Origin of the sequence: Pseudomonas sp. 22526, assembly GCF_052044735.1 — a bacterium.
Lineage (GTDB): Bacteria > Pseudomonadota > Gammaproteobacteria > Pseudomonadales > Pseudomonadaceae > Aquipseudomonas > Aquipseudomonas piscium.
On sequence record NZ_JBQENK010000002.1, the window covers coordinates 391675 to 414830 of the forward strand.

The 23156-nt window shown below is 61.8% G+C and carries 21 protein-coding genes; 16 read left to right on the plus strand and 5 right to left on the minus strand.

Translation table 11 applies throughout. The features are described 5' to 3' along the window. Positions 1–152 precede the first annotated feature (152 nt). The 11 genes from ACTJKT_RS04200 to ACTJKT_RS04250 all read left to right on the plus strand — a co-directional run bounded on the left by ACTJKT_RS04200 (position 153) and on the right by ACTJKT_RS04250 (position 13250). Positions 153–869, plus strand: a complete 717-nt coding sequence (locus ACTJKT_RS04200) for an SIMPL domain-containing protein (RefSeq protein WP_440786283.1) — start codon at positions 153–155, stop codon at positions 867–869. A 231-nt stretch (positions 870–1100) separates the two neighbouring features. Then, a complete protein-coding gene (locus ACTJKT_RS04205; RefSeq protein WP_440786284.1) occupies positions 1101–1664 on the plus strand; it encodes a cupin domain-containing protein in 564 nt (187 codons plus the stop codon). A 261-nt stretch (positions 1665–1925) separates the two neighbouring features. Next, positions 1926–2363, plus strand: coding sequence for a hypothetical protein (locus ACTJKT_RS04210; protein ID WP_440786285.1), 438 nt, complete (start codon positions 1926–1928; stop codon positions 2361–2363). 113 nt (positions 2364–2476) lie between these two features. Then, positions 2477–4102, plus strand: coding sequence for an ABC transporter substrate-binding protein (locus ACTJKT_RS04215; RefSeq protein ID WP_440786286.1), 1626 nt, complete (start codon positions 2477–2479; stop codon positions 4100–4102). 305 nt (positions 4103–4407) lie between these two features. Further along, the gene (locus tag ACTJKT_RS04220; protein WP_440786287.1) at positions 4408–6009 is read left to right on the plus strand and encodes an ABC transporter substrate-binding protein; all 1602 of its coding nucleotides are present in this window, start codon (positions 4408–4410) and stop codon (positions 6007–6009) included. 172 nt (positions 6010–6181) lie between these two features. Then, positions 6182–7600: an OprD family porin gene (locus ACTJKT_RS04225; RefSeq protein WP_440786288.1), complete on the plus strand. Its 1419-nt coding sequence runs from the start codon at positions 6182–6184 to the stop codon at positions 7598–7600. An 82-nt stretch (positions 7601–7682) separates the two neighbouring features. Beyond that, the gene (locus tag ACTJKT_RS04230; protein ID WP_440786289.1) at positions 7683–9278 is read left to right on the plus strand and encodes an ABC transporter substrate-binding protein; all 1596 of its coding nucleotides are present in this window, start codon (positions 7683–7685) and stop codon (positions 9276–9278) included. 73 nt (positions 9279–9351) lie between these two features. Beyond that, on the plus strand, positions 9352–10362 hold the full coding sequence (locus tag ACTJKT_RS04235; RefSeq protein WP_009046967.1) for an ABC transporter permease subunit: 1011 nt from the start codon (positions 9352–9354) through the stop codon (positions 10360–10362). Between the two features lie 11 nt (positions 10363–10373). After that, positions 10374–11300, plus strand: a complete 927-nt coding sequence (locus ACTJKT_RS04240; RefSeq protein ID WP_097305621.1) for an ABC transporter permease subunit — start codon at positions 10374–10376, stop codon at positions 11298–11300. Positions 11301–11310: 10 nt separating this feature from the next. Next, positions 11311–12279: an ABC transporter ATP-binding protein gene (locus tag ACTJKT_RS04245; protein WP_009046966.1), complete on the plus strand. Its 969-nt coding sequence runs from the start codon at positions 11311–11313 to the stop codon at positions 12277–12279. Next, positions 12279–13250: a peptide ABC transporter ATP-binding protein gene (locus ACTJKT_RS04250; RefSeq protein ID WP_053277446.1), complete on the plus strand. Its 972-nt coding sequence runs from the start codon at positions 12279–12281 to the stop codon at positions 13248–13250. Before ACTJKT_RS04245 ends, ACTJKT_RS04250 begins: the two co-directional genes overlap by 1 nt. Before the next feature lie 120 nt (positions 13251–13370). Here the strand turns inward: ACTJKT_RS04250 and ACTJKT_RS04255 are convergent, their stop codons facing one another. Together ACTJKT_RS04255 and ACTJKT_RS04260 are read right to left on the minus strand one after the other, a co-directional pair. Beyond that, positions 13371–13631: a hypothetical protein gene (locus ACTJKT_RS04255; protein WP_440786290.1), complete on the minus strand. Its 261-nt coding sequence runs from the start codon at positions 13629–13631 to the stop codon at positions 13371–13373. A 583-nt stretch (positions 13632–14214) separates the two neighbouring features. Then, positions 14215–15798, minus strand: coding sequence for a peptide chain release factor 3 (locus ACTJKT_RS04260; RefSeq protein WP_053277444.1), 1584 nt, complete (start codon positions 15796–15798; stop codon positions 14215–14217). 542 nt (positions 15799–16340) lie between these two features. On the opposite strand from ACTJKT_RS04260, the gene ACTJKT_RS04265 reads away from it, so the two are divergent. From ACTJKT_RS04265 to ACTJKT_RS04285, 5 genes are all read left to right on the plus strand, one after another. Continuing rightward, positions 16341–17057, plus strand: coding sequence for an ABC transporter permease (locus ACTJKT_RS04265; RefSeq protein WP_025806390.1), 717 nt, complete (start codon positions 16341–16343; stop codon positions 17055–17057). 20 nt (positions 17058–17077) lie between these two features. Beyond that, positions 17078–17971: a glycine betaine ABC transporter substrate-binding protein gene (locus ACTJKT_RS04270; RefSeq protein WP_440786291.1), complete on the plus strand. Its 894-nt coding sequence runs from the start codon at positions 17078–17080 to the stop codon at positions 17969–17971. Positions 17972–17985: 14 nt separating this feature from the next. Further along, entirely contained in the window at positions 17986–18639 is a 654-nt protein-coding gene (locus tag ACTJKT_RS04275) for an ABC transporter permease (protein WP_025806388.1), read from the plus strand. After that, entirely contained in the window at positions 18636–19793 is a 1158-nt protein-coding gene (locus ACTJKT_RS04280; protein ID WP_440786292.1) for an osmoprotectant ABC transporter ATP-binding protein OsmV, read from the plus strand. Before ACTJKT_RS04275 ends, ACTJKT_RS04280 begins: the two co-directional genes overlap by 4 nt. Positions 19794–20531: 738 nt before the next feature. Then, positions 20532–21695, plus strand: a complete 1164-nt coding sequence (locus tag ACTJKT_RS04285; RefSeq protein WP_440786293.1) for a type III PLP-dependent enzyme — start codon at positions 20532–20534, stop codon at positions 21693–21695. A gap of 74 nt (positions 21696–21769) precedes the next feature. On the opposite strand, the gene ACTJKT_RS04290 is transcribed toward ACTJKT_RS04285, so the two are convergent. The 3 genes from ACTJKT_RS04290 to ACTJKT_RS04300 all read right to left on the minus strand — a co-directional run bounded on the left by ACTJKT_RS04290 (position 21770) and on the right by ACTJKT_RS04300 (position 23155). Next, positions 21770–22048, minus strand: coding sequence for a type II toxin-antitoxin system RelE/ParE family toxin (locus ACTJKT_RS04290; protein WP_009042149.1), 279 nt, complete (start codon positions 22046–22048; stop codon positions 21770–21772). Further along, positions 22045–22308, minus strand: coding sequence for a CopG family ribbon-helix-helix protein (locus tag ACTJKT_RS04295; RefSeq protein WP_009042148.1), 264 nt, complete (start codon positions 22306–22308; stop codon positions 22045–22047). The genes ACTJKT_RS04290 and ACTJKT_RS04295 overlap by 4 nt, the downstream gene beginning before the upstream one ends. Before the next feature lie 61 nt (positions 22309–22369). After that, positions 22370–23155, minus strand: a complete 786-nt coding sequence (locus tag ACTJKT_RS04300) for a tetratricopeptide repeat protein (RefSeq protein ID WP_440786294.1) — start codon at positions 23153–23155, stop codon at positions 22370–22372. Position 23156: the final 1 nt, after the last annotated feature.

Here is a 23156-nt window from a genome sequence, read left to right on the forward strand (position 1 = left end):
CCCGCGATAGAGCGCAAAGCGCTCGCCGCCCTGCCACACCCTATAGATGTATAGAAGTTGTTAACGGGCCGAACCAGACAATAAAAGCTAGAGTCTGATGGTTTCACGCAGGCTGGGACCCAATACCTGCGGACCGTACTCAAGGAGTTTTCATGCACACATTCAGTCGCAGCGCCGCCCTTCTCGCCCTCAGTGTCGGCACTCTCGCCAGCCTGCCGGCCCTGGCCGCCGATGAGCTTCATTACAACCAGATCTCCCTGCGCGCCGAAGTCAGTCAGGAAGTGGCTCGCGACCTGATGATCGTCACCCTCTACAGCGAATCGCAGAACGCCGACCCGGCCAAGCTCGCCGCGGAAATCACCACCACCATGAACAAGGCCCTGGGCCAGGCACGCCAGGTCAAGGACATCACCTTGCGCCAGGGCAGCCGCAACAGCTACCCGATCTACGACACCAAGGGCCAGAAGATCACCGGCTGGCGTGAACGCGCCGAGCTGCGCCTGGAAAGCTCGGACTTCGCCGCGCTGTCCAAGCTCACCGGCGAACTGCTGACCGACCTGAAGATGGGCGGCATGGACTTCGCCATCGCCGACCCGACCCGCAAGGCCAGCGAAGACAAGCTCCTCAAGGAAGCGGTCGACGCCTTCAAGGCACGCGCGCAACTGACCACCGAGGCGCTGGGCGGCAAGGGCTACAAGATCGTCAACCTGAACCTCAACAGCAACGGTTATCCACAGCCGTACCTGCGCGGGCCGATGATGATGAAAGCCGCGGGCATGGATGCGGCGCCGGTCACTCCGGAAGTCGAAGCCGGCACCAGCCAGGTCAGCATGACCGCCGATGGCTCGATCGAAGTCCTGATGCAGTAACCTTTTCCCTGCCTTCCCAGACGGCGGTAACCTCCAGCACAAAATCAGGTTACCGCGGTTTTTTACCAACTATTTCAACCCGAGCCTGAGGGACTCGCCTTTTTTTGGGGGGGTGTAGGGTTGAGTTCAGCCGCGTCGGTGATGCTAAAGTTACCGCCCCCGGTATTGCGCCTGTCAGACGTCATTGACGGCCACCGGGTATACTGCGCCTTTCCTATAAGAGTCTCTCCAATGACCGCAGACCGCATCGGCGAACGCCTGCGTCGCTATCGCCGCGCCGCCAAGAAAACCCTGCGCCAGATTGCCAGCGAATCCGGTCTGACCGCCAGTTTCCTCTCCCAGGCGGAACGCAATCTCACCGGCGTCTCGATCTCCTCCCTGGTCAACATTGCCAAGTCCCTGAACGTTCCGCTGAACGCCCTGTTCGACCAGCCGACCCAGGTACAACCCGACTCCCACGACGGCAAGCGGGTGCGCTACACCATCGAAGGCCAGCCTCTGGCCTACGAGCGGCTGTCCAGTTCCTTTCCCGGCAACCTGATCAACGCAGTGAAGATGAACATACCGGTGGGCTACCAGTCGGAACTGATTTCCCATGATGGCTCCGAGTTCTCCTACGTTCTTGCGGGGCAGATCGTCTACACCATCGAGGGGCACCAGTACCCCCTCGGTGCCGGCGACTCGGTGCACTTCGACTCGACCAAACCTCACTACCTGGCTAATGCCGGCAACGGCCCGGCAGAAGTATTGACCGTCACGACCATGGGTCTGTTCGACGACCATTCAGCGGCCTGAACCCGGCCCGTGGCCGCCTGCGCAACCTCACAGACACCCCGTGCGCAAGAGAAATGTTAGTCACGCTTAATTTTCGTTGACCACGATTTCAGCATGACTTAATTTCGGCATCGGCGAATCGTCAATCAACCACATAACAAGCGATCGCCATCGCCGCACAGGGTCCATGGGGCTGCATCCACTCCCCATAGAAGGCGAGTTGCCCCGGCCCACAAGGCCAATCCTCAGATACGCCCTAGAAAAAGAAAAAATGAGGTTTGCATGCGTAAGACCTTTCCGCTCCAGGTTTGGCGGACAGCGGGGCTGATCCTCGGCATCCCACTGTCACACGCCACCCGCAACCTCCACAGTGACAACTTCACTGCGAGCCACAACGTCAACACCGCCGCCGATGTGCTGTTCACCCGCCATCGCCGGCAAGATCCCGGGCATCCGTTTTCCACGGCCTCCCCCACCAAGCCGCCCTGCTTCATCCGGTCAACCCAATGCGCCAGACATTTGCGCCAGGCTGGCCAGGCCAGTCGGTTCAACCAGAAGCCGGTCGACACCTGCTCCAGCAACGCACCAACCGAAGGCACGACTCACCCTGACCGCCCCGTAAGAAGGCAACCTGTGCACCAGAAAAAACCAGCGCATAGGGTCAAATTCGTCAATATTTATACAAATGCGTCATTCCTGTACGTTCGTTCCACTCCTTGATGCTTGTGACGGCCCCGCATCTTGCATTGGGTATGGGGCCTGCATAAGTATCGGCGGGTCGACTCATAAGGTCGCCCTCTACACCAAAAATGACAACAAATCATGAGGCAACCATGTTCAAACAAGCAGTCATTCCGCTTTTAGTCAGCGCCGGCTTGCTCGCCAGCGCACCCTTCGCCCAGGCGGCGACTAACCTGGTGTTCTGCTCCGAAGGGAGCCCGGCCGGTTTCGACCCAGGCCAGTACACCACCGGAACCGACTTCGACGCCTCAGCAGAAACCATGTTCAACCGCCTCAGCCAGTTCGAGCGTGGCGGCACCGCCGTCGTTCCTGGCCTGGCGACCAGTTGGGACATTTCCGACGATGGCCTGACCTACACCTTCCATCTGCGCGATGGGGTGAAGTTCCACACCACGCCGTACTTCAAGCCGACCCGTGATTTCAACGCCGACGACGTGCTCTTCACGTTCAACCGCATGCTCGACAAGGACATGCCGTTCCGCAAGGCGTACCCGACCGAATTCCCTTACTTCACCGACATGGGGATGGACACCAACATCACCAAGGTCGAGAAAGTCGACGACAAGACCGTCAAGTTCACCCTGAAAACCGTGGACGCCGCGTTCATCCAGAACCTGGCGATGAGCTTCGCCTCCATCCAGTCCGCCGAGTACGCCGACCAGCTGCTCAAGGAAGGCAAGCCGGGCGACATCAACCAGAAGCCGATCGGCACTGGCCCGTTCGTGTTCAAGAGCTACCAGAAAGACTCCAACATCCGCTACACCGGCAACAAGGAGTACTGGAAGCCTGAAGACGTGAAGATCGACAACCTGATCTTCGCCATCACCACCGACCCGTCGGTACGCATCCAGAAGCTGAAAAAGAACGAATGCCAGGTCACTCTGTTCCCGCGCCCGGCCGACCTCAAGGCCCTGGGCGAGGACAAGACCCTCAAGCTGCCGCAGCAGGCCGGTTTCAACCTCGGCTACATCGCCTACAACGTGATGCCTGTGCTCAAGGGCCGCACCGACGCCAACCCGCTGGCCGACCTCAAGGTTCGTCAGGCACTGGACATGGCGGTGAACAAGCAGCAGATCATCGACTCGGTCTACCAGGGCGCCGGCCAGCTGGCGGTCAACGCCATGCCACCGACCCAGTGGTCCTATGACGACAGCATCAAGGATGCCAAGTACGACCCAGAGAAAGCCAAGGCGCTGCTCAAGGAAGCCGGCGTCAAGGAAGGCACCCAGATCACCCTGTGGGCCATGCCCGTGCAGCGTCCGTACAACCCGAACGCCAAGCTGATGGCTGAAATGCTGCAGTCCGACTGGGCGAAGATCGGCCTGAAGGTCAACATCGTCAGTTACGAATGGGGCGAGTACATCAAGCGTTCCAAGGGCGGCGAGAACCAGGCGATGATCATCGGCTGGAGCGGCGACAATGGTGACCCGGACAACTGGCTCGGCACCCTGTTCGGCTGCGACGCCATGAACGGCAACAACTTCTCCAAATGGTGCGACAAGCCGTACGACGCACTGATCAAGCAAGCCAAGGCCACCCCGGACGTGGCCAAACGCACCGAGCTGTACAAGCAGGCGCAACACCTCCTCAAAGACCAAGTCCCGATGACACCTATCGCACACTCGACGGTGTTCCAACCCATGCGCGCCAACGTGCAGGACTTCAAGATCAGCCCCTTTGGCCTGAACTCGTTCTACGGCGTCAGCATCAGCAAATAAGGGTCGGCAACGGCGACGTCAGCTGATGTCGCCGTTGCCTTACCTGCCAGGACTGCCGGAACTCGAACGCTCTTCCTCTTGCTGCGCCCCATCGTGGTGAGTACGGGCATTTCGGAAGTTCCCTACATGTCTTTCAGGCTCTTTGGCATTTACTACCCATGCGGCGACCCCTACCGTCAAAGCATGGAGTGGTGCATCCATTGCCCGGCATTTGCTGCAAGCGAGACTTGGGATCAATGACATGACCGCCTCCGGATGGGGCGACTGCTCATCGATCAAAACAATAAAAAGGGAGAGGGATCGTCATGCGTCATTCCCTGGTTTTATCCGCCCTGTTGGGCACCGGTCTGTTGACCGCGACCTCCGCCAGCCTGGCGGCCGGCAACAGCCTGGTGTTCTGCTCCGAAGGCAGCCCGGCCGGTTTCGACACCGCGCAATACACCACCGCCACCGACAACGACGCGGCAGAGCCGCTGTACAACCGCCTGGCGGAGTTCGAAAAAGGCGCGACCAATGTGGTGCCGGGCCTGGCCACTCGCTGGGATATTTCCGCGGACGGCCTGCAGTACACCTTCCACCTGCGCGAAGGGGTGAAGTTCCACACCACGCCGTACTTCAAGCCGACGCGTGATTTCAACGCCGACGACGTGGTCTTCACCTTCACCCGCATGCTCGATGCCGAGCACCCTTTCCGCAAGGCCTACCCGACCGAGTTTCCCTACTTCAACGGGATGAGCCTGAACAAGAACATCGCCAAGGTCGAGAAGACCGGGCCGCTGACCGTGGTGATGACCCTGAACTCGGTGGACGCCGCGTTCATCCAGAACATCGCCATGAGCTTCGCCGCGATTCTCTCGGCCGAATACGCCGACCAGCTGCTCAAGGCCGGCAAGCCCAGCGAGATCAACCAGAAGCCGGTCGGCACCGGGCCGTTCGCGTTCAAGAGCTACCAGAAAGACTCGAACATCCGCTACACCGCCAACAAGCAGTACTGGGACCCGAGCAGGGTCAAGCTCGACCAGCTGATTTTCGCCATCAACACCGATGCCTCGGTGCGTGTGCAGAAGCTCAAGGCCGGCGAATGCCAGATCACCCTGCACCCGCGGCCAGCCGATGTCGAAGCGCTGAAAAAAGACCCGAAACTGCAACTGATCGAAAAGCCCGGCTTCAACCTCGGCTATATCGCCTACAACGTTCGCCACAAGCCCTTCGACCAGCTCGAAGTGCGCCAGGCGCTGGACATGGCGGTGAACAAGCAAGGCATTCTCAACGCCGTATACCAGGGCGCCGGCCAGCTGGCGGTCAACGCCATGCCGCCGACCCAGTGGTCCTACGACACCAGCATCAAGGACGCCGCCTACAACCCGGAAAAGGCCCGTGAGCTGCTCAAGGCCGCCGGGGTCAAGGAAGGCACGGAAATCACCCTCTGGGCCATGCCCGTGCAACGTCCCTACAACCCCAACGCCAAGCTGATGGCCGAAATGCTCCAGTCCGACTGGGGCAAGATCGGCCTGAAAGTGAAGATCGTCAGCTACGAATGGGGCGAGTACATCAAGCGCACCAAGAATGGCGAGCACGACATCAGCCTGATCGGCTGGACCGGCGACAACGGTGACCCGGACAACTGGCTCGGCACCCTGTACAGCTGCGACGCCATTGGCGGCAACAACTACTCCATGTGGTGCGACCCGCAGTACGACAAGCTGATCAAGCAGGCCAAGATCGTCACCGATCGCGAACAGCGCACGGTGCTCTACCAACAGGCCCAGCAGTTGCTCAAGCAGCAGGTACCGATCACCCCTGTCGCCCACTCGACGGTCAACCAGCCGTTGAGCGCCAAAGTCGAAGGATTCAAGGTCAGCCCCTTCGGCCGCAACGTGTTCTCGGGCGTCAGCATCGACCAATAAATGATTAGCCAGGCCGCTGGGGGCGATATTCGCCCCCACGCAAATCTGTTGCCTGAATTCGGCGATCACGCCTCATGCAAACGTTTGCGATGCCTTGAATGAGTTGTAAAGCAAAAGCCGGTCAACCCAAAAAGACCGGCATAAAAATAAAGAAAGCAAAGGAGCTTCACCCATGAAACCGAGCAACACCGCGTTACTGGCCTTGGCCATCAGCAGCATCACGGCCATGGCCCATGCGGAGTCCCAGAGCCAGGCGTTCACCCCGGTAACCGTCAACACCAATAGCGCCCAGGCTGAAGCCACTGGCTTCATCGAAGGTCAGTCGATCACTGGTTCGACCCGTAACTGGTATGCCAACGAACAACTGAAGCGTGGGGGCAAGTTCCGCTACAACAAGAACGACTCGTTGCAGACCACCGATCGTCGTATCAACTGGGTTCAAGGCACCATCCTCAAGTACAACTCGGGCTTCACCGAGGGCACTGTGGGTATCAGTACCGAAGTGGCCGCCTACAATGCGATCGCCCTTGAACGCGACCGCAAGAATCTTGCAGCCGCCAATGGCGGTACGCCCATTCCAGGCGTTGGCGGTCTCGGCAACAACCGCACCTTGACCAAGGACGGCGGCGATGCCGAAGGCCAGTGGAGCAAACTGGGCCTGGCCAATATCAAGGCACGTATCTCCAACACCACCCTGACCGCCGGTCGCCAGAACTTCAGCAGCCCGCAGGTCGATGTCATCGGCAACCGTGCATTGCCTTCGAGCTTCCAGGGGATTTCGATCCACAGCGAAGAACTGAACAACCTGAGTTTCGACGCCGCGACCTTCGACCGGGTATCGCCGCGTACCGAGCAGAGCCTGAGCAAGTTCCGCAGCGAATACACCGATACGCTCATCGAAGCCGATCACGTCAACACCCTCGGTGTTTCCTACCAGCCATTTGCCAGCCTCAAAACCAGCCTTTGGGCAACCCAGGCAGAAGACCTCTGGAAACAGTACTACTTCGGCGCCACCCACGAGCTGGGCGACAGCCAGGTACTGAGCCTGACCACCGGCCTGAACTACTACAAGACCGTGGACGAAGGCAAAGCCAAGATGGGTGAAATCGACAACGACACCTACTCGCTGTCGCTGGGGCTGACCCACCAGGCACATAGTCTGACCTTCTCCTACCAGGAAATTGCCGGTAACGAGTACTTCGACTACCTGCATGAAACCAACGGCATCTACCTGGCCAACTCCCTGCTGTCCGACTTCAACGGCCCGAACGAGAAGTCGTTCCAGGTCGCCTACGGTCTGAACATGGCCGAATACGGCGTGCCAGGCCTGAAGTTCAACATCTACCAGGCTCGTGGCTGGGGTATCGACGGTACTCACTACAAGGGCGGCGCTTATGACAGCGTGAAGACAATGGACGGTGAACACCACTACGAATACGGCATTGGCGCCTCGTACGCAGTCCAGAGCGGTCCGCTGAAGGCAACCGCGATCCGCGCGACCTACACTGCCCACCGTGCCAGCGAAAACCAGGTCGACGGCAGCATCAACGAGTTCCGCCTGGTCACCACCATCCCGTTCAACATTCTCTAAAAACACGCCGGCTGGAATGGCGAATTCATGACGAATTCGCCATTCCAGCTACTCTGGTTCAACCGATTGCAGAGGGTTCTAGATGAAAATGCTTCCCCTAAGAGCGGCCATCGCTGCCGCACTGCTGAGCGTCGCCGCAGGCGTCTCGGCCAAGCCCTTGGTGGTCTGTACCGAAGCCAGCCCGGAAGGCTTCGATATGGTCCAGTACACGACTGCAGTCACTGCCGACGCGGTGGCGGAAACCATCTTCAACCGCCTGGTGGACTTCAAGCCCGGCACCACGGACATCGAGCCGGCCCTGGCCGAGTCCTGGGAGATCAGCCCGGACGGCCTGACCTACACCTTCCACCTGCGCAAAGGCGTCAAGTTCCACAGCACCGATTACTTCACGCCGACCCGCGAGATGAACGCCGACGACGTGCTCTGGAGTTTCCAGCGCCAGCTGGACCCGAAACACCCGTGGCATGACAAGTCCAGCGTGGGCTTCCCCTATTTCGAGAGCATGGGCTTCAAGGAGCTGCTCAAAAGCGTCGAGAAAACCGACGACCACACCGTGGTCTTCACCCTGACCCGTCGCGAAGCCCCCTTCCTGGCCGACGTGGCCATGGCCTTCGCCTCGATCTTCCCGGCCGAATACGCCGACCAGTTGCTCAAGGCCGGCAAGCCCGGCGAGCTGAACAGCAAGCCGATCGGCACCGGCCCGTTCGTCTTCCAGCGCTACGCCAAGGACGCCCAGGTGCGGTTCAAGGCCAACCCGGACTACTTCCGCGGCAAGCCACCGGCCGACGCGCTGATCCTGGCGATCACCACCGATAACAACGTGCGCCTGCAGAAGCTCAAGGCCAACGAGTGCCAGGTCGCCCTGTATCCGAAACCGGACGACATCCCGAGCATCAAGGCCGACACCAACCTGAAGGTCGACGACCTGGCCGCCATGACCGTGGGCTACGTGGCCCTGAACACCACCAAGAAGTACATGAGCGACCCGCGTGTCCGTCAGGCCATCAACATCGCCTTCGACAAGGAAGCCTACGTCAACAGCCTGTACGGCAAGGGCAACGCGTTGGTCGGCACCGGTCCCTACCCGCCAACCCTGCTGGGCTTCAACACCAGCCTGGGCAACCCGGCCCGCGACCTGGACAAGGCCCGCGCCCTGATCAAGGAAGCCGGCGTACCGGAAGGTACGGTCTTCACCCTGTTCACCCGCAACGGCGGCGGCCCGACCAACCCCAACCCACTGCTCGGCGCGCAGATGATGCAGTCCGACCTGGCGAAGATCGGCCTCAAGATCGATATCCGCGTCATGGAATGGGGCGAGATGCTCAAGCGCGCCAAGAACGGCGAGCACGACATGGTTTCCGCCGGCTGGGCGGGGGATAACGGGGACCCGGACAACTTCCTGACCCCCAACCTCAGTTGCGAGGCCGCCAAAAACGGCGAAAACTACGCTCGTTGGTGCAATAAAGCGTTCCAGAGCCTGATCGATGAGGCCCGCGCCGAGTCCGAGCCGGCAAAACGAACCGCACTCTATGAACAGGCCCAGGACATTTTCGACAAGGAACAACCCTGGATCCCCATGGCCTATCCGAAAATGTTCACCGCAATGCGCAAGAACGTCGAGGGCTACCACCAGAGCCCCCTGACCACCAACAACTTCGCTACCACCCAGGTGAAGTAGATAAGAAACGCCCGGCATCCCTGACCCCAGGGATGCCGGACACGCCTAACCGGCTGATGAGGTACACCAGAAGATGTTTAGTTTTATTGCCCGCCGTGTGGGGTTGTTGATTCCCACATTCTTCGGCATCACCTTGCTGACGTTCGCATTGATTCGCATGATTCCCGGCGATCCCGTGGAAGTCATGATGGGCGAGCGCCGGGTAGACCCTGAGATGCATGCCCAGGCAATGGAACGCCTTGGTCTGAACAAACCGCTGTACGCCCAGTACCTGGACTACATCGGCAAACTCGCCCAGGGCGATCTGGGTGAATCCCTGCGTACTCGCGAGAGTGTGTGGACCGAATTCACTTCCCTGTTCCCGGCGACCCTGGAACTGGCCTCGGCCGCGATGCTGTTCGCCGCCGTGATCGGCCTGCTGGCCGGGGTGATCGCCGCACTGAAACGAGGATCGCTGTTCGACCATGGGGTGATGGGTATCTCCCTCGCCGGCTATTCGATGCCGATCTTCTGGTGGGGCCTGATCCTGATCATGTTCTTCTCCGTGAGCCTGGGCTGGACCCCGGTTTCCGGACGGCTCGACCTGCTCTACGACATCGAGCCGAAAACCGGCTTCATGCTGATCGACACCCTGCTGGCCGATGACACCAGCGCCTTCTTCGATGCCCTGCACCACCTGATCCTGCCGGCCATCGTGCTCGGCACCATTCCGCTGGCGGTGATCGCGCGGATGACCCGCTCCTCGATGCTCGAAGTGCTGCGCGAAGACTACATCCGCACCGCCAAGGCCAAGGGCCTGTCGCCCGCCCGCGTGGTGTTCGTCCATGGCCTGCGCAACGCGCTGATCCCGGTGCTGACCGTGGTCGGCCTGCAAGTCGGCACCCTGCTGGCCGGTGCGGTCCTGACCGAAACCATCTTCTCCTGGCCCGGCATCGGCAAATGGCTGATCGAAGCCATCGGCGCCCGGGACTATCCCGTGGTGCAGAACGGCATCCTGTTGATCGCCTGCCTGGTGATCCTGGTCAACTTCGTGGTGGACATCCTCTACGGTTTTGCCAACCCACGCATTCGCCACCAGCGCTGAGGACAATACTCATGAGCACTCCAACCTCCTCAGTAGCCGTATCCGCCGTGGCCGTGGATCAAAGCCTGCTGTACCCCTCGCCGTACAAGGAATTCTGGCAAGCCTTCTCGCGCAACAAGGGCGCGGTGGCCGGCCTGCTGTTCATGCTGCTGGTGGTCTTCTGCGCGATCTTCGCGCCCTGGGTCGCCCCGCATAACCCGAGCGAGCAATACCGCGACTTCCTGCTGACCCCGCCGGTCTGGCTCGAAGGCGGCCAATGGCAATTCATCCTCGGCACCGACGAACTGGGCCGCGACCTGCTGTCGCGCCTGATCACCGGTTCGCGCCTGTCGCTGCTGATCGGCCTGTCGTCGGTGGTCATGTCGCTGATCCCGGGCATCCTCCTGGGCCTGTTCGCCGGGTTCTTCCCGCGCCTGCTCGGCCCGACCATCATGCGCCTGATGGACATCATGCTGGCCCTGCCGTCCCTGCTGCTGGCCGTGGCGATCGTCGCCATCCTCGGCCCAGGCCTGATCAACACCGTGATCGCCATCGCCGTGGTATCGCTGCCGTCCTACGTGCGCCTGACCCGCGCCGCGGTGATGGGCGAGCTGAACCGCGACTACGTGACCGCCGCGCGCCTGGCCGGTGCCGGCCTGCCGCGCCTGATGTTCATCACCGTGCTGCCCAACTGCATGGCGCCGCTGATCGTCCAGGCGACCCTGAGCTTCTCCTCGGCGATTCTCGATGCCGCAGCCCTGGGCTTCCTCGGCCTTGGCGTCCAGCCGCCCACCCCTGAGTGGGGCACCATGCTGGCCTCGGCCCGCGACTACATCGAACGCGCCTGGTGGGTGGTGAGCCTGCCCGGTCTGACCATTTTGCTCAGCGTGCTGGCAATCAACCTGATGGGCGACGGCCTGCGCGATGCGCTGGACCCGAAACTCAAGAACGCCGCCTGAGGAGATTCCCATGTCACTGCTAGAAATCAAGAATCTCAACGTACGCTTCGGCGACGCCCAGGCCGTTCCCGTGGTGGATGGCCTGGACCTGAACGTGGACAAGGGCGAAGTCCTGGCCATCGTCGGCGAATCCGGTTCCGGCAAGTCCGTGACCATGATGGCACTGATGGGACTGATCGAGCATCCCGGCATCGTCACCGCCGATGCCCTCAGCTTCGACGGCAAGGACATGCTCAAGCTCAGCGCCCGGCAACGCCGGCAGATCGTCGGCAAGGACCTGGCCATGGTCTTCCAGGACCCGATGACCGCGCTGAACCCGAGCTACACCGTGGGCTTCCAGATCGAGGAAGTGCTGCGCCTGCACCTGAAGATGTCCGGCAAGGCGGCCCGCAAGCGCGCCATCGAACTGCTGGAAAAAGTCGAGATCCCGGGCGCCGCCAGCCGCATGGACGCCTACCCGCACCAGCTGTCCGGCGGCATGAGCCAGCGTGTGGCGATTGCCATGGCGATTGCCGGCGAGCCGAAACTGCTGATCGCCGACGAACCGACCACCGCCCTGGACGTGACCATCCAGGCGCAGATCATGGACCTGCTGCTCAACCTGCAACGCGAGCAGAACATGGGCCTGGTGCTGATCACTCACGACCTGGCCGTGGTCGCCGAAACCGCCCAGCGCGTGTGCGTGATGTACGCCGGGCAAGCGGTGGAAGTGGGCAAGGTGCCGGAGTTGTTCGACATCCCCGCCCATCCCTACACCGAAGCGCTGCTGGCGGCGATTCCCGAGCACAGCATGGGCGCCGCGCGCCTGTCCACGTTGCCGGGCATCGTTCCCGGTCGCTACGACCGTCCGCAAGGCTGCCTGCTCTCGCCGCGCTGCCCGTACGTGCAGGAAAACTGCCGCCAGCAGCGTCCAAGCCTCGATCCGAAAGCCGCCAGCCTCGCGCGCTGCTTCTACCCGCTGAATCAGGAGGTGGCGTAATGGCCGTCGTTCTTACCGCCCGCAACCTGACCCGCCACTACGAAGTGTCCCGCGGCCTGTTCAAGGGCCATGCGACCGTGCGCGCCCTCAACGGCGTGTCGTTCGAGCTGGAAGCCGGCAAGACCCTCGCGGTGGTCGGTGAATCCGGCTGCGGCAAGTCCACCCTGGCCCGCGCCCTGACCCTGATCGAAGAGCCGTCCTCCGGGTCCTTGAAAATCGCCGGCCAGGAAGTCGCCGGCGCCGACAAGGCCCAGCGCAAGCAACTGCGCAAAGACGTGCAGATGGTGTTCCAGAGCCCCTACGCCTCGCTCAACCCACGGCAGAAGATCGGCGATCAGTTGGCCGAACCGCTGCTGATCAACACCAAGCTGTCGGCCAGCGAGCGCCGTGAAAAGGTCCAGGCGATGATGAAGCAGGTGGGCCTGCGCCCCGAGCATTATCAGCGCTACCCGCACATGTTCTCCGGCGGCCAGCGCCAGCGTATCGCCCTGGCGCGGGCGATGATGCTGCAACCGAAAGTGCTGGTGGCGGACGAACCGACCTCGGCCCTCGACGTGTCGATCCAGGCCCAGGTGCTGAACCTGTTCATGGACCTGCAGCAGGAGTTCAACACCGCCTACGTGTTCATCTCCCACAACCTGGCGGTGGTGCGTCACGTCGCCGACCACGTGATGGTGATGTACCTCGGCCGTCCGGTGGAAATGGGCCCGAAAGAGGACATCTACACCCGTCCCCTGCACCCCTACACCCAGGCGCTGCTGTCGGCCACGCCGACCATTCACCCGGACCCGGACAAGCCGAAGATCAAGATCGTCGGTGAGCTGCCCAACCCGCTGAACCCGCCATCCGGCTGCGCGTTCCACAAGCGCTGCCCGTATGCCACCGAGCGTTGCAGCACCGAAGAGCCGGCCCTGCGCCTGCTCGACACCCGCCAGGTGGCCTGCCACTACGCCGAGCAGTTCCTCGGCTGACCGGGCAAGAAAAAGGCGCCGCGGTTGCCCGCGGCGCCTGATCAGTGTTGACCAAACCCCTTCTGCCGGATTGCGCATCAGTCCGGCAGAGGGGGTTTTCTTTTTTCCGCGGACCTCGGCTCAGCCCTGGCTAGCCTCGTCTTCGCTGTCGGTATCCGGCTCGTCGGTGGTCGAGTCGTCATCGCCCTCGCTGCCACCCTGCCCTTGATCGCCCGGTTCGGATTCCGATCTGGCGATCATCTGCACCCCGTTCTGCAGATGCCCAGGCCCCCAGAAACCCGGCACCCGCGCCGCCTGGTCACTGGCCCAGGCCGCGGACATGCCCAGCGACAACAGCACCAGCACCTTGAGCAACAGCACCACCCGTTGGAAAACATTCATGTTGATTCCGTCCCTTTGCGTAGGTGAATCAATAATGGCCACAGGCCCTGACCTGCAAGGCGAGGCTTCGTATGAAACCTAGCCCCGAAGCCGGCGCTTTGCCAGATAGGAAGCTATCTATTCGCCCACTGGATAGACGGCTTTCGACTAGGCCTTAAAACCTCCGGTTATGCCTCGCTCCTACGGGGCATGCGGGATTTGATTCGGCACACCACGCCTCTGTAGGAGCGAAGCTTGCTCGCGATGGGCTGCGCAGCAGCCCCAAAACCTGCCACTGCCGCTCTGCCTGAAAAAATTCATTGCCCAAGCGGACGCCATCGCGGGCAAGCCTCGCTCCTACAAAAGCACGCATGGTTCGATCCACGCCCATAGCCCCGCCACCTACCTGTAGGAGCGAAACTTGCTCGCGATGGGCTGCGCAGCAGCCCCAAAACCTGTCACCGCGGTTCTGCCGGGAGAAATTCATTGGCCGGGCGGACGCTATCGCGGGCAAGCCTCGCTCCTACGGGAATGGGTAGGTTCTGGGCATAAAAAAGCCCCGCGGTTTGGGCCGCGGGGCTTTTTATGAGGCTTGGCTCAGACCTTAGTGATGCTCGCGGGTCGCGCGGAATTTCACGTCGGGCCAGCGCTCTTCCATCAGCGCCAGGTTGACCCGGGTCGGGGCCAGGTAGGTCAGGTGACCGCCGCCGTCCAGCGCCAGGTTTTCCACGGCCTTGTTGGAGAATTCCTCGAGTTTCTTCTTGTCGCTGCAATCAATCCAGCGCGCGGACCACACAGTGATTGGCTCGTAGGAGCACTCGACCTTGTATTCCTCTTTCAGGCGGCTGGCGACCACATCGAACTGCAGCACACCAACGGCGCCGAGAATGATGTCGTTGCTGCGCTCGGGGAAGAACACCTGGGTCGCACCTTCTTCGGCCAGCTGTTGCAGGCCCTGGCGCAGCTGCTTGGATTTCAGCGGGTCGCGCAGGCGCACGCGGCGGAACAGCTCCGGGGCAAAGTGCGGGATACCGGTGAAGCCCAAGGCCTCGCCTTCGGTGAAGGTGTCGCCGATCTGGATGGTGCCGTGGTTGTGCAGGCCGATGATGTCGCCGGCGTAGGCTTCTTCGAGCTGTTCACGCTCGGAGGAGAAGAAGGTCAGCGCATCGCCGATACGCACGTCCTTGCCGGTGCGCACGTGGCGCATCTTCATGCCTTTCTCGTACTTGCCCGAGCAGATGCGCATGAAGGCGATACGGTCGCGGTGTTTCGGGTCCATGTTCGCCTGGATCTTGAACACAAAGCCTGTGAACTTCTCTTCCTGCGGCTCCACACTGCGCTCGTTGGCCACGCGCGCCAGCGGCAGCGGCGCCCAGTCGACAACGGCGTCGAGCACGTGGTCGACACCGAAGTTGCCCAGGGCGGTACCGAAGAACACCGGGGTCAGCTGGCCGTCCATGAACTCCTGCTGGTCGAACTCGTGGCAGGCGCCCTGCACCAGTTCCAGCTGCTCGATGAAGCGCTCGTACTCGTCACCCAGGTGGGCACGGGCTTCATCGGAGTCGAGCTTCTCGATGATCTTGGTTTCGGTGCGCTCGTGGCCGTGGCCTGCGGTGTAGACAATGATGTAGTCACCCGCCAGGTGGTACACGCCCTTGAAGTCGCGGTAGCAACCGATCGGCCAGGTGATGGGCGCCGCCTTGATCTTCAGGACCGCTTCGATTTCGTCGAGCAGTTCGATCGGGTCGCGGATATCGCGGTCGAGTTTGTTGATGAAGCTGACGATCGGCGTGTCGCGCAGACGGCAGACGTCCATCAGGGCGATGGTCCGTGGCTCTACGCCCTTACCGCCGTCAAGCACCATCAGCGCCGAGTCCACCGCGGTCAGGGTGCGGTAGGTATCTTCCGAGAAGTCTTCGTGGCCCGGGGTGTCGAGCAGGTTGATCATGTGTTCGCGATAAGGGAACTGCATGACCGACGTGGTAATGGAAATACCCCGCTGCTTCTCCATCTCCATCCAGTCGGAGGTGGCGTGGCGGTCGGACTTGCGGGACTTCACCGTACCGGCAACCGCAATCGCCTTGCCCATCAGCAAGAGCTTCTCGGTGATGGTGGTTTTACCCGCATCCGGGTGGGAAATAATGGCGAAAGTGCGGCGTTTCGCGACTTCGGCGGCCTGTTTGGTCATGGGAAATCGCCTGGCAGGTGATTCAAAAAAAGGGCGGCGAGTATAGCGCAAAGCAAGCTCCACGGACCACCGTTCGGCCCTGGGCCCTGCAACCCCTGCACTGTACGTTCCCTGTAGCCGCTGCCGAGCGCAGCGAGGCTGCGATCGAGCGCGTAGCGCTCGCAAACACTGAATACACGGTTTGACTGAACCACCGCGCCGCCTGGTTTTGCGACGGCTGCGCCGCCGATCGCAGCCTCGCTGCGCTCGGCAGCGGCTACGGGCGGCCAGGCGTCAGAGATATCGGAGTAACGGGATCGAGGGTGGCCAAACGCGGCCAAATATGGAACCTTTTAAAAGGTGGAGGCGTCCACTCCCCTGTTACGAGCTTTCGTCAGGGGTAGAAAAATCAGCAAGTTAGCCTGACGAGGCTATGCGTATGGCTCGATCCCGCGCTGTTTCCAGCGCAGCGACGAGCTGCTTCTCGCGACCGTTCTTTTGGCAGCCAGGTATGGCCTTGCCACACGAAAGAAGGCTCGCCGACATAAAAAAGGAGTCCGCCTGTGGCTATTCGCTATGGCAAAGGGCTGATAGGAGGCGCGGCGGTTATCGCTCTCCTGGCCCTGCTGGTCCACTGGATCGGCATCAGTACGATCGAACACTACCGCGACGATCTGTTGTTTTACCTGCAAGCCCATCTGTACCTGGTACTCGCTTCAATGTTCGCCGCCCTAGTGGTGGGGATACCCGCCGGCATCTTCCTCAGCCGACCGCAGATGGTCGGGCGTGCCGAGCGCTTCATGCAGCTGTTCAACATCGGTAACACCGTCCCTCCCCTGGCCGTCCTGGCCATCGCCCTGGGGATCCTCGGCATCGGCAGCGGGCCGGCCATCTTCGCCCTGTTCCTCGCCTCCTTGCTGCCCATCGTGCGCAACACCTACGAAGGCCTGAAAAACGTCCAGGGTTCCCTCAAGGAAGCCGCCGTCGGCATCGGCATGACGCCGCGCCAGGTGCTGTGGAAAGTCGAGCTGCCCAACGCCGTGCCGATCATCGTCGGTGGCGTGCGCGTAGCCCTGGCGATCAACGTCGGCACCGCACCGCTGGCCTTCCTGATCGGCGCCAACAGCCTCGGCAGCCTGATCTTCCCCGGCATCGCCCTGAACAATCAGCCGCAACTGCTGCTCGGCGCGGCCTGCACCGCCTTGCTGGCCCTGCTGCTCGACGGCCTGGTGACACTGGCCAGCCGCCTCTGGCTGGAACGCGGCCTGCGCCCGTCTTAAGCCTGCGCGAAGGAATTCACATGAAAAAAATAGCTTTGATCATAGGCTGCGTCCTGCTGTGCGCGGGAATTGCCCAAGCCGCGCAAAAGCCGCTGATCCGCATCGGCGCCCGGGTCTTCACCGAGCAGACGCTGCTGGCGGAAATCACCTCACAGTACCTGCGCAGCAAGGGCTACGACACCCGGGTCACCGGCGGCCTGGGCAGCAACCTGGCGCGCAGCGCCCATGAAAGCGGGCAGCTGGACATGCTCTGGGAGTACACCGGGGTATCGCTGGTGGCCTACAACCACGTGACGGAAAAACTCGACAGCCAAGAGTCCTATGAACGGGTCAAGGAACTCGACGGGAAAAAAGGCCTGGTCTGGCTGACGCCGTCGAAGTTCAGCAATACCTACGCCCTGGCCCTGCCGAAAAACGTCGCGGACGCATACCCGCAGATCAACAGCGTCAGCGACCTGAAACACGTCCTCGACGCCGAACGCCAGGACCACCACCTGATTGCCCTGGACACCGAATTCGCCAACCGCTCCGACGGTCTGCAAGGCATGGTCAAGCTGTACGGCATGGACCTGACCCGCAGGAACATCCGGCAGATGGACGCCGGGCTGGTCTACACCGCCCTGCGCAACGGCCAGGTGTTCGCCGGCCTGGTCTACACCACCGACGGCCGGCTCAATGCCTTCAATCTGAAGTTGCTGAACGACGACCTGCATTACTTCCCCGACTACACCGCGGCCCCCGTGGTGCGCCAGGCCTACCTCGACGCCCACCCGCAACTGGCCGCCGACCTCAAGCCGCTGGCCGAACTGTTCGACGACCAGACCATGCGCCAGCTCAACGCCCGGGTCGACGTCGACCATGAAAGCCCATCCGCCGTTGCCGCAGATTTCCTGCGCCGGCATCCACTGAATTGAGGGAGGAAAAAGCCATGGAATTGCTCAACGCCTTTTCCCATCTCGACTGGCAGCAAGTCATCCAGCTGACCTGGCAGCACATCACCCTGGTGGGCATCGCCGTGACCCTGGCGATCCTCTTCGGCGTGCCCCTGGGGATCCTGATGACCCGCTTCCCGACCCTGGCCGGCCCACTGCAAGCCAGCGCCACCGTGCTGCTGACCATCCCGTCCATCGCGTTGTTCGGCCTGCTGCTGCCGTTCTATTCCAAATTCGGCCAGGGCCTGGGGCCGCTGCCGGCGATCACCGCGGTGTTTCTCTATTCCCTGCTGCCGATCATGCGCAACACCTACCTGGCGCTGACCGGCGTCGAGCCGGGGATCCGCGAAGCCGCCCGCGGCATCGGCATGACCTTCGGCCAGCGCCTGCGCATGGTCGAGTTGCCGATCGCCGTGCCGGTGATCCTCGCCGGCGTGCGCACCGCCGTGGTGATGAACATCGGTGTGATGACCATCGCCGCCACCATCGGCGCTGGCGGCCTGGGTGTGCTCATTCTTGCTTCCATCAGCCGCAGCGACATGTCGATGCTGATCGTCGGCGCGGTGCTGGTCAGTCTCCTGGCCATCTTCGCCGACCTGCTTCTGCAATGGCTGCAACGCTCGCTGACTCCAAAAGGGTTACTCAAATGATCGAACTTCAGAACCTGACCAAGACCTTCCAAAGCAACGGCAAGACCATCACCGCCGTTGACTCCGTAAGCCTGACCGTCAATGAAGGCGAAATCTGTGTGTTCCTCGGGCCATCGGGTTGCGGCAAGAGCACCACGCTGAAAATGATCAACCGCCTGATCATGCCCACCTCGGGCAAGGTGCTGATCAACGGCGAAGACACCACCGGCCTGGACGAAGTGACCCTGCGCCGCAACATCGGCTACGTGATCCAGCAGATCGGCCTGTTCCCCAACATGACCATCGAGGAGAACATCGTGGTGGTGCCGCGCCTGCTGGGCTGGGACAAGCAGAAATGCCACGAGCGTGCCCGCGAGCTGATGAGCATGATCAAGCTCGAACCCAAGCAGTACCTGCACCGTTATCCGCGCGAGCTGTCCGGCGGCCAGCAACAGCGGATCGGGGTGATCCGCGCGCTGGCGGCCGATGCGCCGTTGCTGCTGATGGACGAACCTTTCGGCGCGGTCGACCCGATCAACCGCGAGATGATCCAGAACGAGTTCTTCGAGATGCAGCGGGCGCTGAACAAGACCGTGATCATGGTCAGCCACGACATCGACGAAGCCATCAAGCTCGGCGACAAGATCGCCATCTTCCGCGCCGGCAAGCTGCTGCAGATCGACCACCCGGACACCCTGCTGGCCCATCCGGCGGACGACTTCGTCAGCAACTTCGTCGGCCAGGACAGCACCCTCAAGCGCCTGCTGCTGGTGAAGGCCGAGGACGCCGCCGACAACGCGCCGTCGGTCAGCCCGCAAACCCCGGTGGCCGACGCCCTGGAACTGATGGACGAACACGACCGCCGCTACCTGGTCGTGACCTGCGCCGAGAACAAGGCCCTGGGTTATGTGCGCCGCCGCGACCTGCACCGCCAGACTGGTACCTGCGCGCAATTCCTCCGTGAGTTCAACGCCACTGCGGCCTACGACGAACACCTGCGGATCCTGTTGTCGCGGATGTACGAGTTCAACCGTTCGTGGCTGCCGGTACTGGATGCAGAACGGGTGTTCCTCGGCGAAGTGACCCAGGAATCGATTGCCGCCTACCTCAGCTCCGGGCGCTCGCGGGGGATGAAGACCAACATCGTCTCGCCGGCCGAGACTGCGCTGGCCTGACCTGCTGCATCGCCTGCATCACGGACGATCCGCTCTTGTAGCCGCTGCCGAGGCACGAGGCTGCGATCGGCCGCAAAGCGGCCGTGAGTCCCGGCACCTCGGTGTATCTGATACACCGAGGTGCCAGATCTGCGCCTGCTCCGCAGGCAATCGCAGCCTCATTCTTCGGCAGCGGCTACAGTGTCTGGGCTCCTGCGCGGTTTTGTAGGAGCGAGGCTTGCCCGCGATAGCGTCCATCCGGGCAATGATTTTCTCCAGGCCAAACGCGGTGGCAGGTTTTGCGGCCGCTGCGCAGCCGATCGCGAGCAAGCTTCGCTCCTACAGGGGCAGGGTTTGTCTGGAGAGGTCATTTATCAAGCTGCGTTTTGTCTCGCCAGGCCTTCTCGTTCGTCGCCAAATCCCTGCGCAGCATCCCCGTCCAGGGAACATCAGCCTGTCATCTGGCTCGGTTACATAAATGACAGGCTCGGGCCACGCGACGAACGCGTGCAAAAACGCGACATTTTTTGTTGATCTCAGGCCCCTCACGCCCTAAAGTTCGCGCCGAACGTCCATGCTGGAAACGATCCATCCGGCTCAAGTACTGACGACGAGACAGCAAGGCCAAGGGCAAATACGCCCGTGGCCTTTTTGCTTTCGGCGACATGCCTTGGGAAGTAGGCGAACCAAAGTGGGGATACGGAGGACGTTCATTTGCACCCATTGTTTTTACCCGTTTGCCATTAGGAGCTCCCAGGTATGTCGATTCAGGTCGAAGACTATTTCGCGCGCGAAACCTTTCAGAAAATGAAGGCGTTCGCCGACAAGCAAGAAACCCCGTTCGTGGTGATCGACACCGCGATGATCGCCCAGGCCTACGATGACCTGCGCGCCGGTTTCGAGTTCGCCAAGGTCTACTACGCGGTAAAAGCCAACCCGGCCGTCGAAATCATCGACCTGCTGCGGGAAAAAGGCTCGAACTTCGACATCGCCTCGATCTACGAGCTGGACAAGGTGCTGAGCCGCGGCGTCAGCCCGGACCAGATCAGCTACGGCAACACCATCAAGAAATCCAAGGACATCCGCTACTTCTACGAGAAGGGCGTGCGTCTGTATGCCACCGACTCCGAAGCCGACCTGCGCAACATCGCCAAGGCCGCGCCGGGCTCGAAAGTCTATGTGCGGATCCTCACCGAAGGCTCGACCACCGCTGACTGGCCGCTGTCGCGCAAGTTCGGCTGCCAGACCGACATGGCCATGGACCTGCTGATCCTCGCTCGCGACCTGGGCCTGGTGCCTTACGGCGTGTCCTTCCACGTGGGTTCGCAACAGCGCGACATCAGCGTCTGGGACGCGGCGATCGCCAAGGTCAAGGTGATCTTCGAGCGCCTGAAGGAAGAAGACGGCATCCACCTCAAGCTGATCAACATGGGCGGCGGCTTCCCGGCCAACTACATCACCCGTACCAACAGCCTGGAAACCTACGCCGAGGAAATCATCCGCTTCCTCAAGGAGGATTTCGGCGACGAACTGCCGGAAATCATCCTCGAGCCAGGCCGTTCGCTGATCGCCAACGCCGGCATCCTGGTCAGCGAAGTGGTGCTGGTGGCGCGTAAATCCCGTACCGCCGTGGAGCGCTGGATCTACACCGACGTGGGCAAGTTCTCCGGCCTGATCGAAACCATGGACGAAGCCATCAAGTTCCCGATCTGGACCGAGAAGAAAGGCGAGACGGAAGAAGTGGTGATCGCAGGTCCCACCTGCGACAGCGCCGACATCATGTACGAGAACTACAAGTACGGCCTGCCGCTGAACCTGGCCATCGGCGACCGCCTGTACTGGCTGTCCACCGGTGCCTACACCACCAGCTACAGCGCAGTGGAGTTCAACGGCTTCCCGCCACTGAAATCCTTCTACGTGTAAGCGCTACGCCGTAACGAAAAAGCCCATGACGTGTCATGGGCTTTTTCATTCAGGGCATCGGGCGACTCGAATCACTAGCGGTCTTCTCGTACATGCCAGACCCGCAGGATGTAGAGCGTTGCATCCTGGATCTCGTAACGCATCTCGTAAGGCCCAACCAATAAACGCCGAACATCGCGAGGCTGAAACTCCTCCAACTGTTCGCCGATACGCGGATTGGTCAGCAGGGTATCCGGGGCCTGCGTGAGCGATTGCACCGTTCGAGCAGCCACCGAACGGTTCACTGGAGCAAGAAACTCAAACAGTCGGGCCAGGTCCGACAGGGCCTTGCTCGTCCATTTCAATTCCCTCACTTGGGCACCGGCAAAGGCTTGTCATTCATAAGGCTCTCGGCCCATGCCTGGACCGCCTGGTGATCGATGACCCGCCCGGCATCCACATCGGCCAAAGCCTCATGAGTCAGGCGACTGCGCTCCTCTTCCTGATCGACCCAAGCCACCAGAGCCTGCTTGACGATCCAGCCGCGCGAGCGCTCCAGCCGGGAGGCCATCTGGTCGACCTTGTCGGCCAACTCCAACGGCACATGTGCAGTCAGCACTTTAGTTGCGGTCATGATGTTTCGAGCTCCGCCGTATCAGAATGATGAAGAGTGATTAACTTTCAATCATAGTGATTTACACCTGAGCAGCAAGCAGCGCCAAGTCCCGCTCGTCACCCAGCTCTGCCGCGCGCTGGTGATACGCCAGGGCCAGGCCGCGGATCTGCGGATGAGCGGCCTGCAACAAAGCGCCACGGGCGACCCGCAGGAAGTTCAGGTTGCCGCCTTCCAGGGCCTTGGCCAGCCAGCCCAGCGCCTCATCGATACGCCCGGCATCGGCCAGCACCGCGGCGTGGCTGAACTGCCCACGGAAATCCCCGCCCTCGGCGGAACGGCGATACCAGTCACAGGCCGCCGCAACATCCCTGGGACAGTGACGCCCCTCCTCCAGATAGCGACCCAGCAGGTTCATGGATTTGGCGTGGCCCATGGCCGCCGCGCGCTGGTAGCAGCTCAAGGCCAGGGCCTGGTTTTCAGCGACCCCACGACCGGTGGCCAGCAGGTTGGCGTAGTTGTACAGCGCCCAGTCCAGCCCGGCTTCGGCCGCCTGGCGATAATGCCCGGCCGCCGCCTTGGCATCGGCCTCGCAGCCCCAGCCATGTTCGCAGCAGCGCCCCAGCATATTGCGCGCCATCAGGTGCCCGCCCTTGGCGGCGATCGTGAACCAGCGCAGCGCCAGCACCTGGTCGCGCTCGATGCCCAGGCCGTCGAGGAGGATCTGCCCGAGCAGCGCCTGGGCATCCAGCACGCCCTCCCCGGCCGCCAGCAGGACCGCCTGGGCGGCCCGGGCCGGGCTCTGTTCGAGCATGGCGCGCAGCTGCTCGCCGTCGAGGACTTCCTCGCGGCGTAACTGGAAACTCACG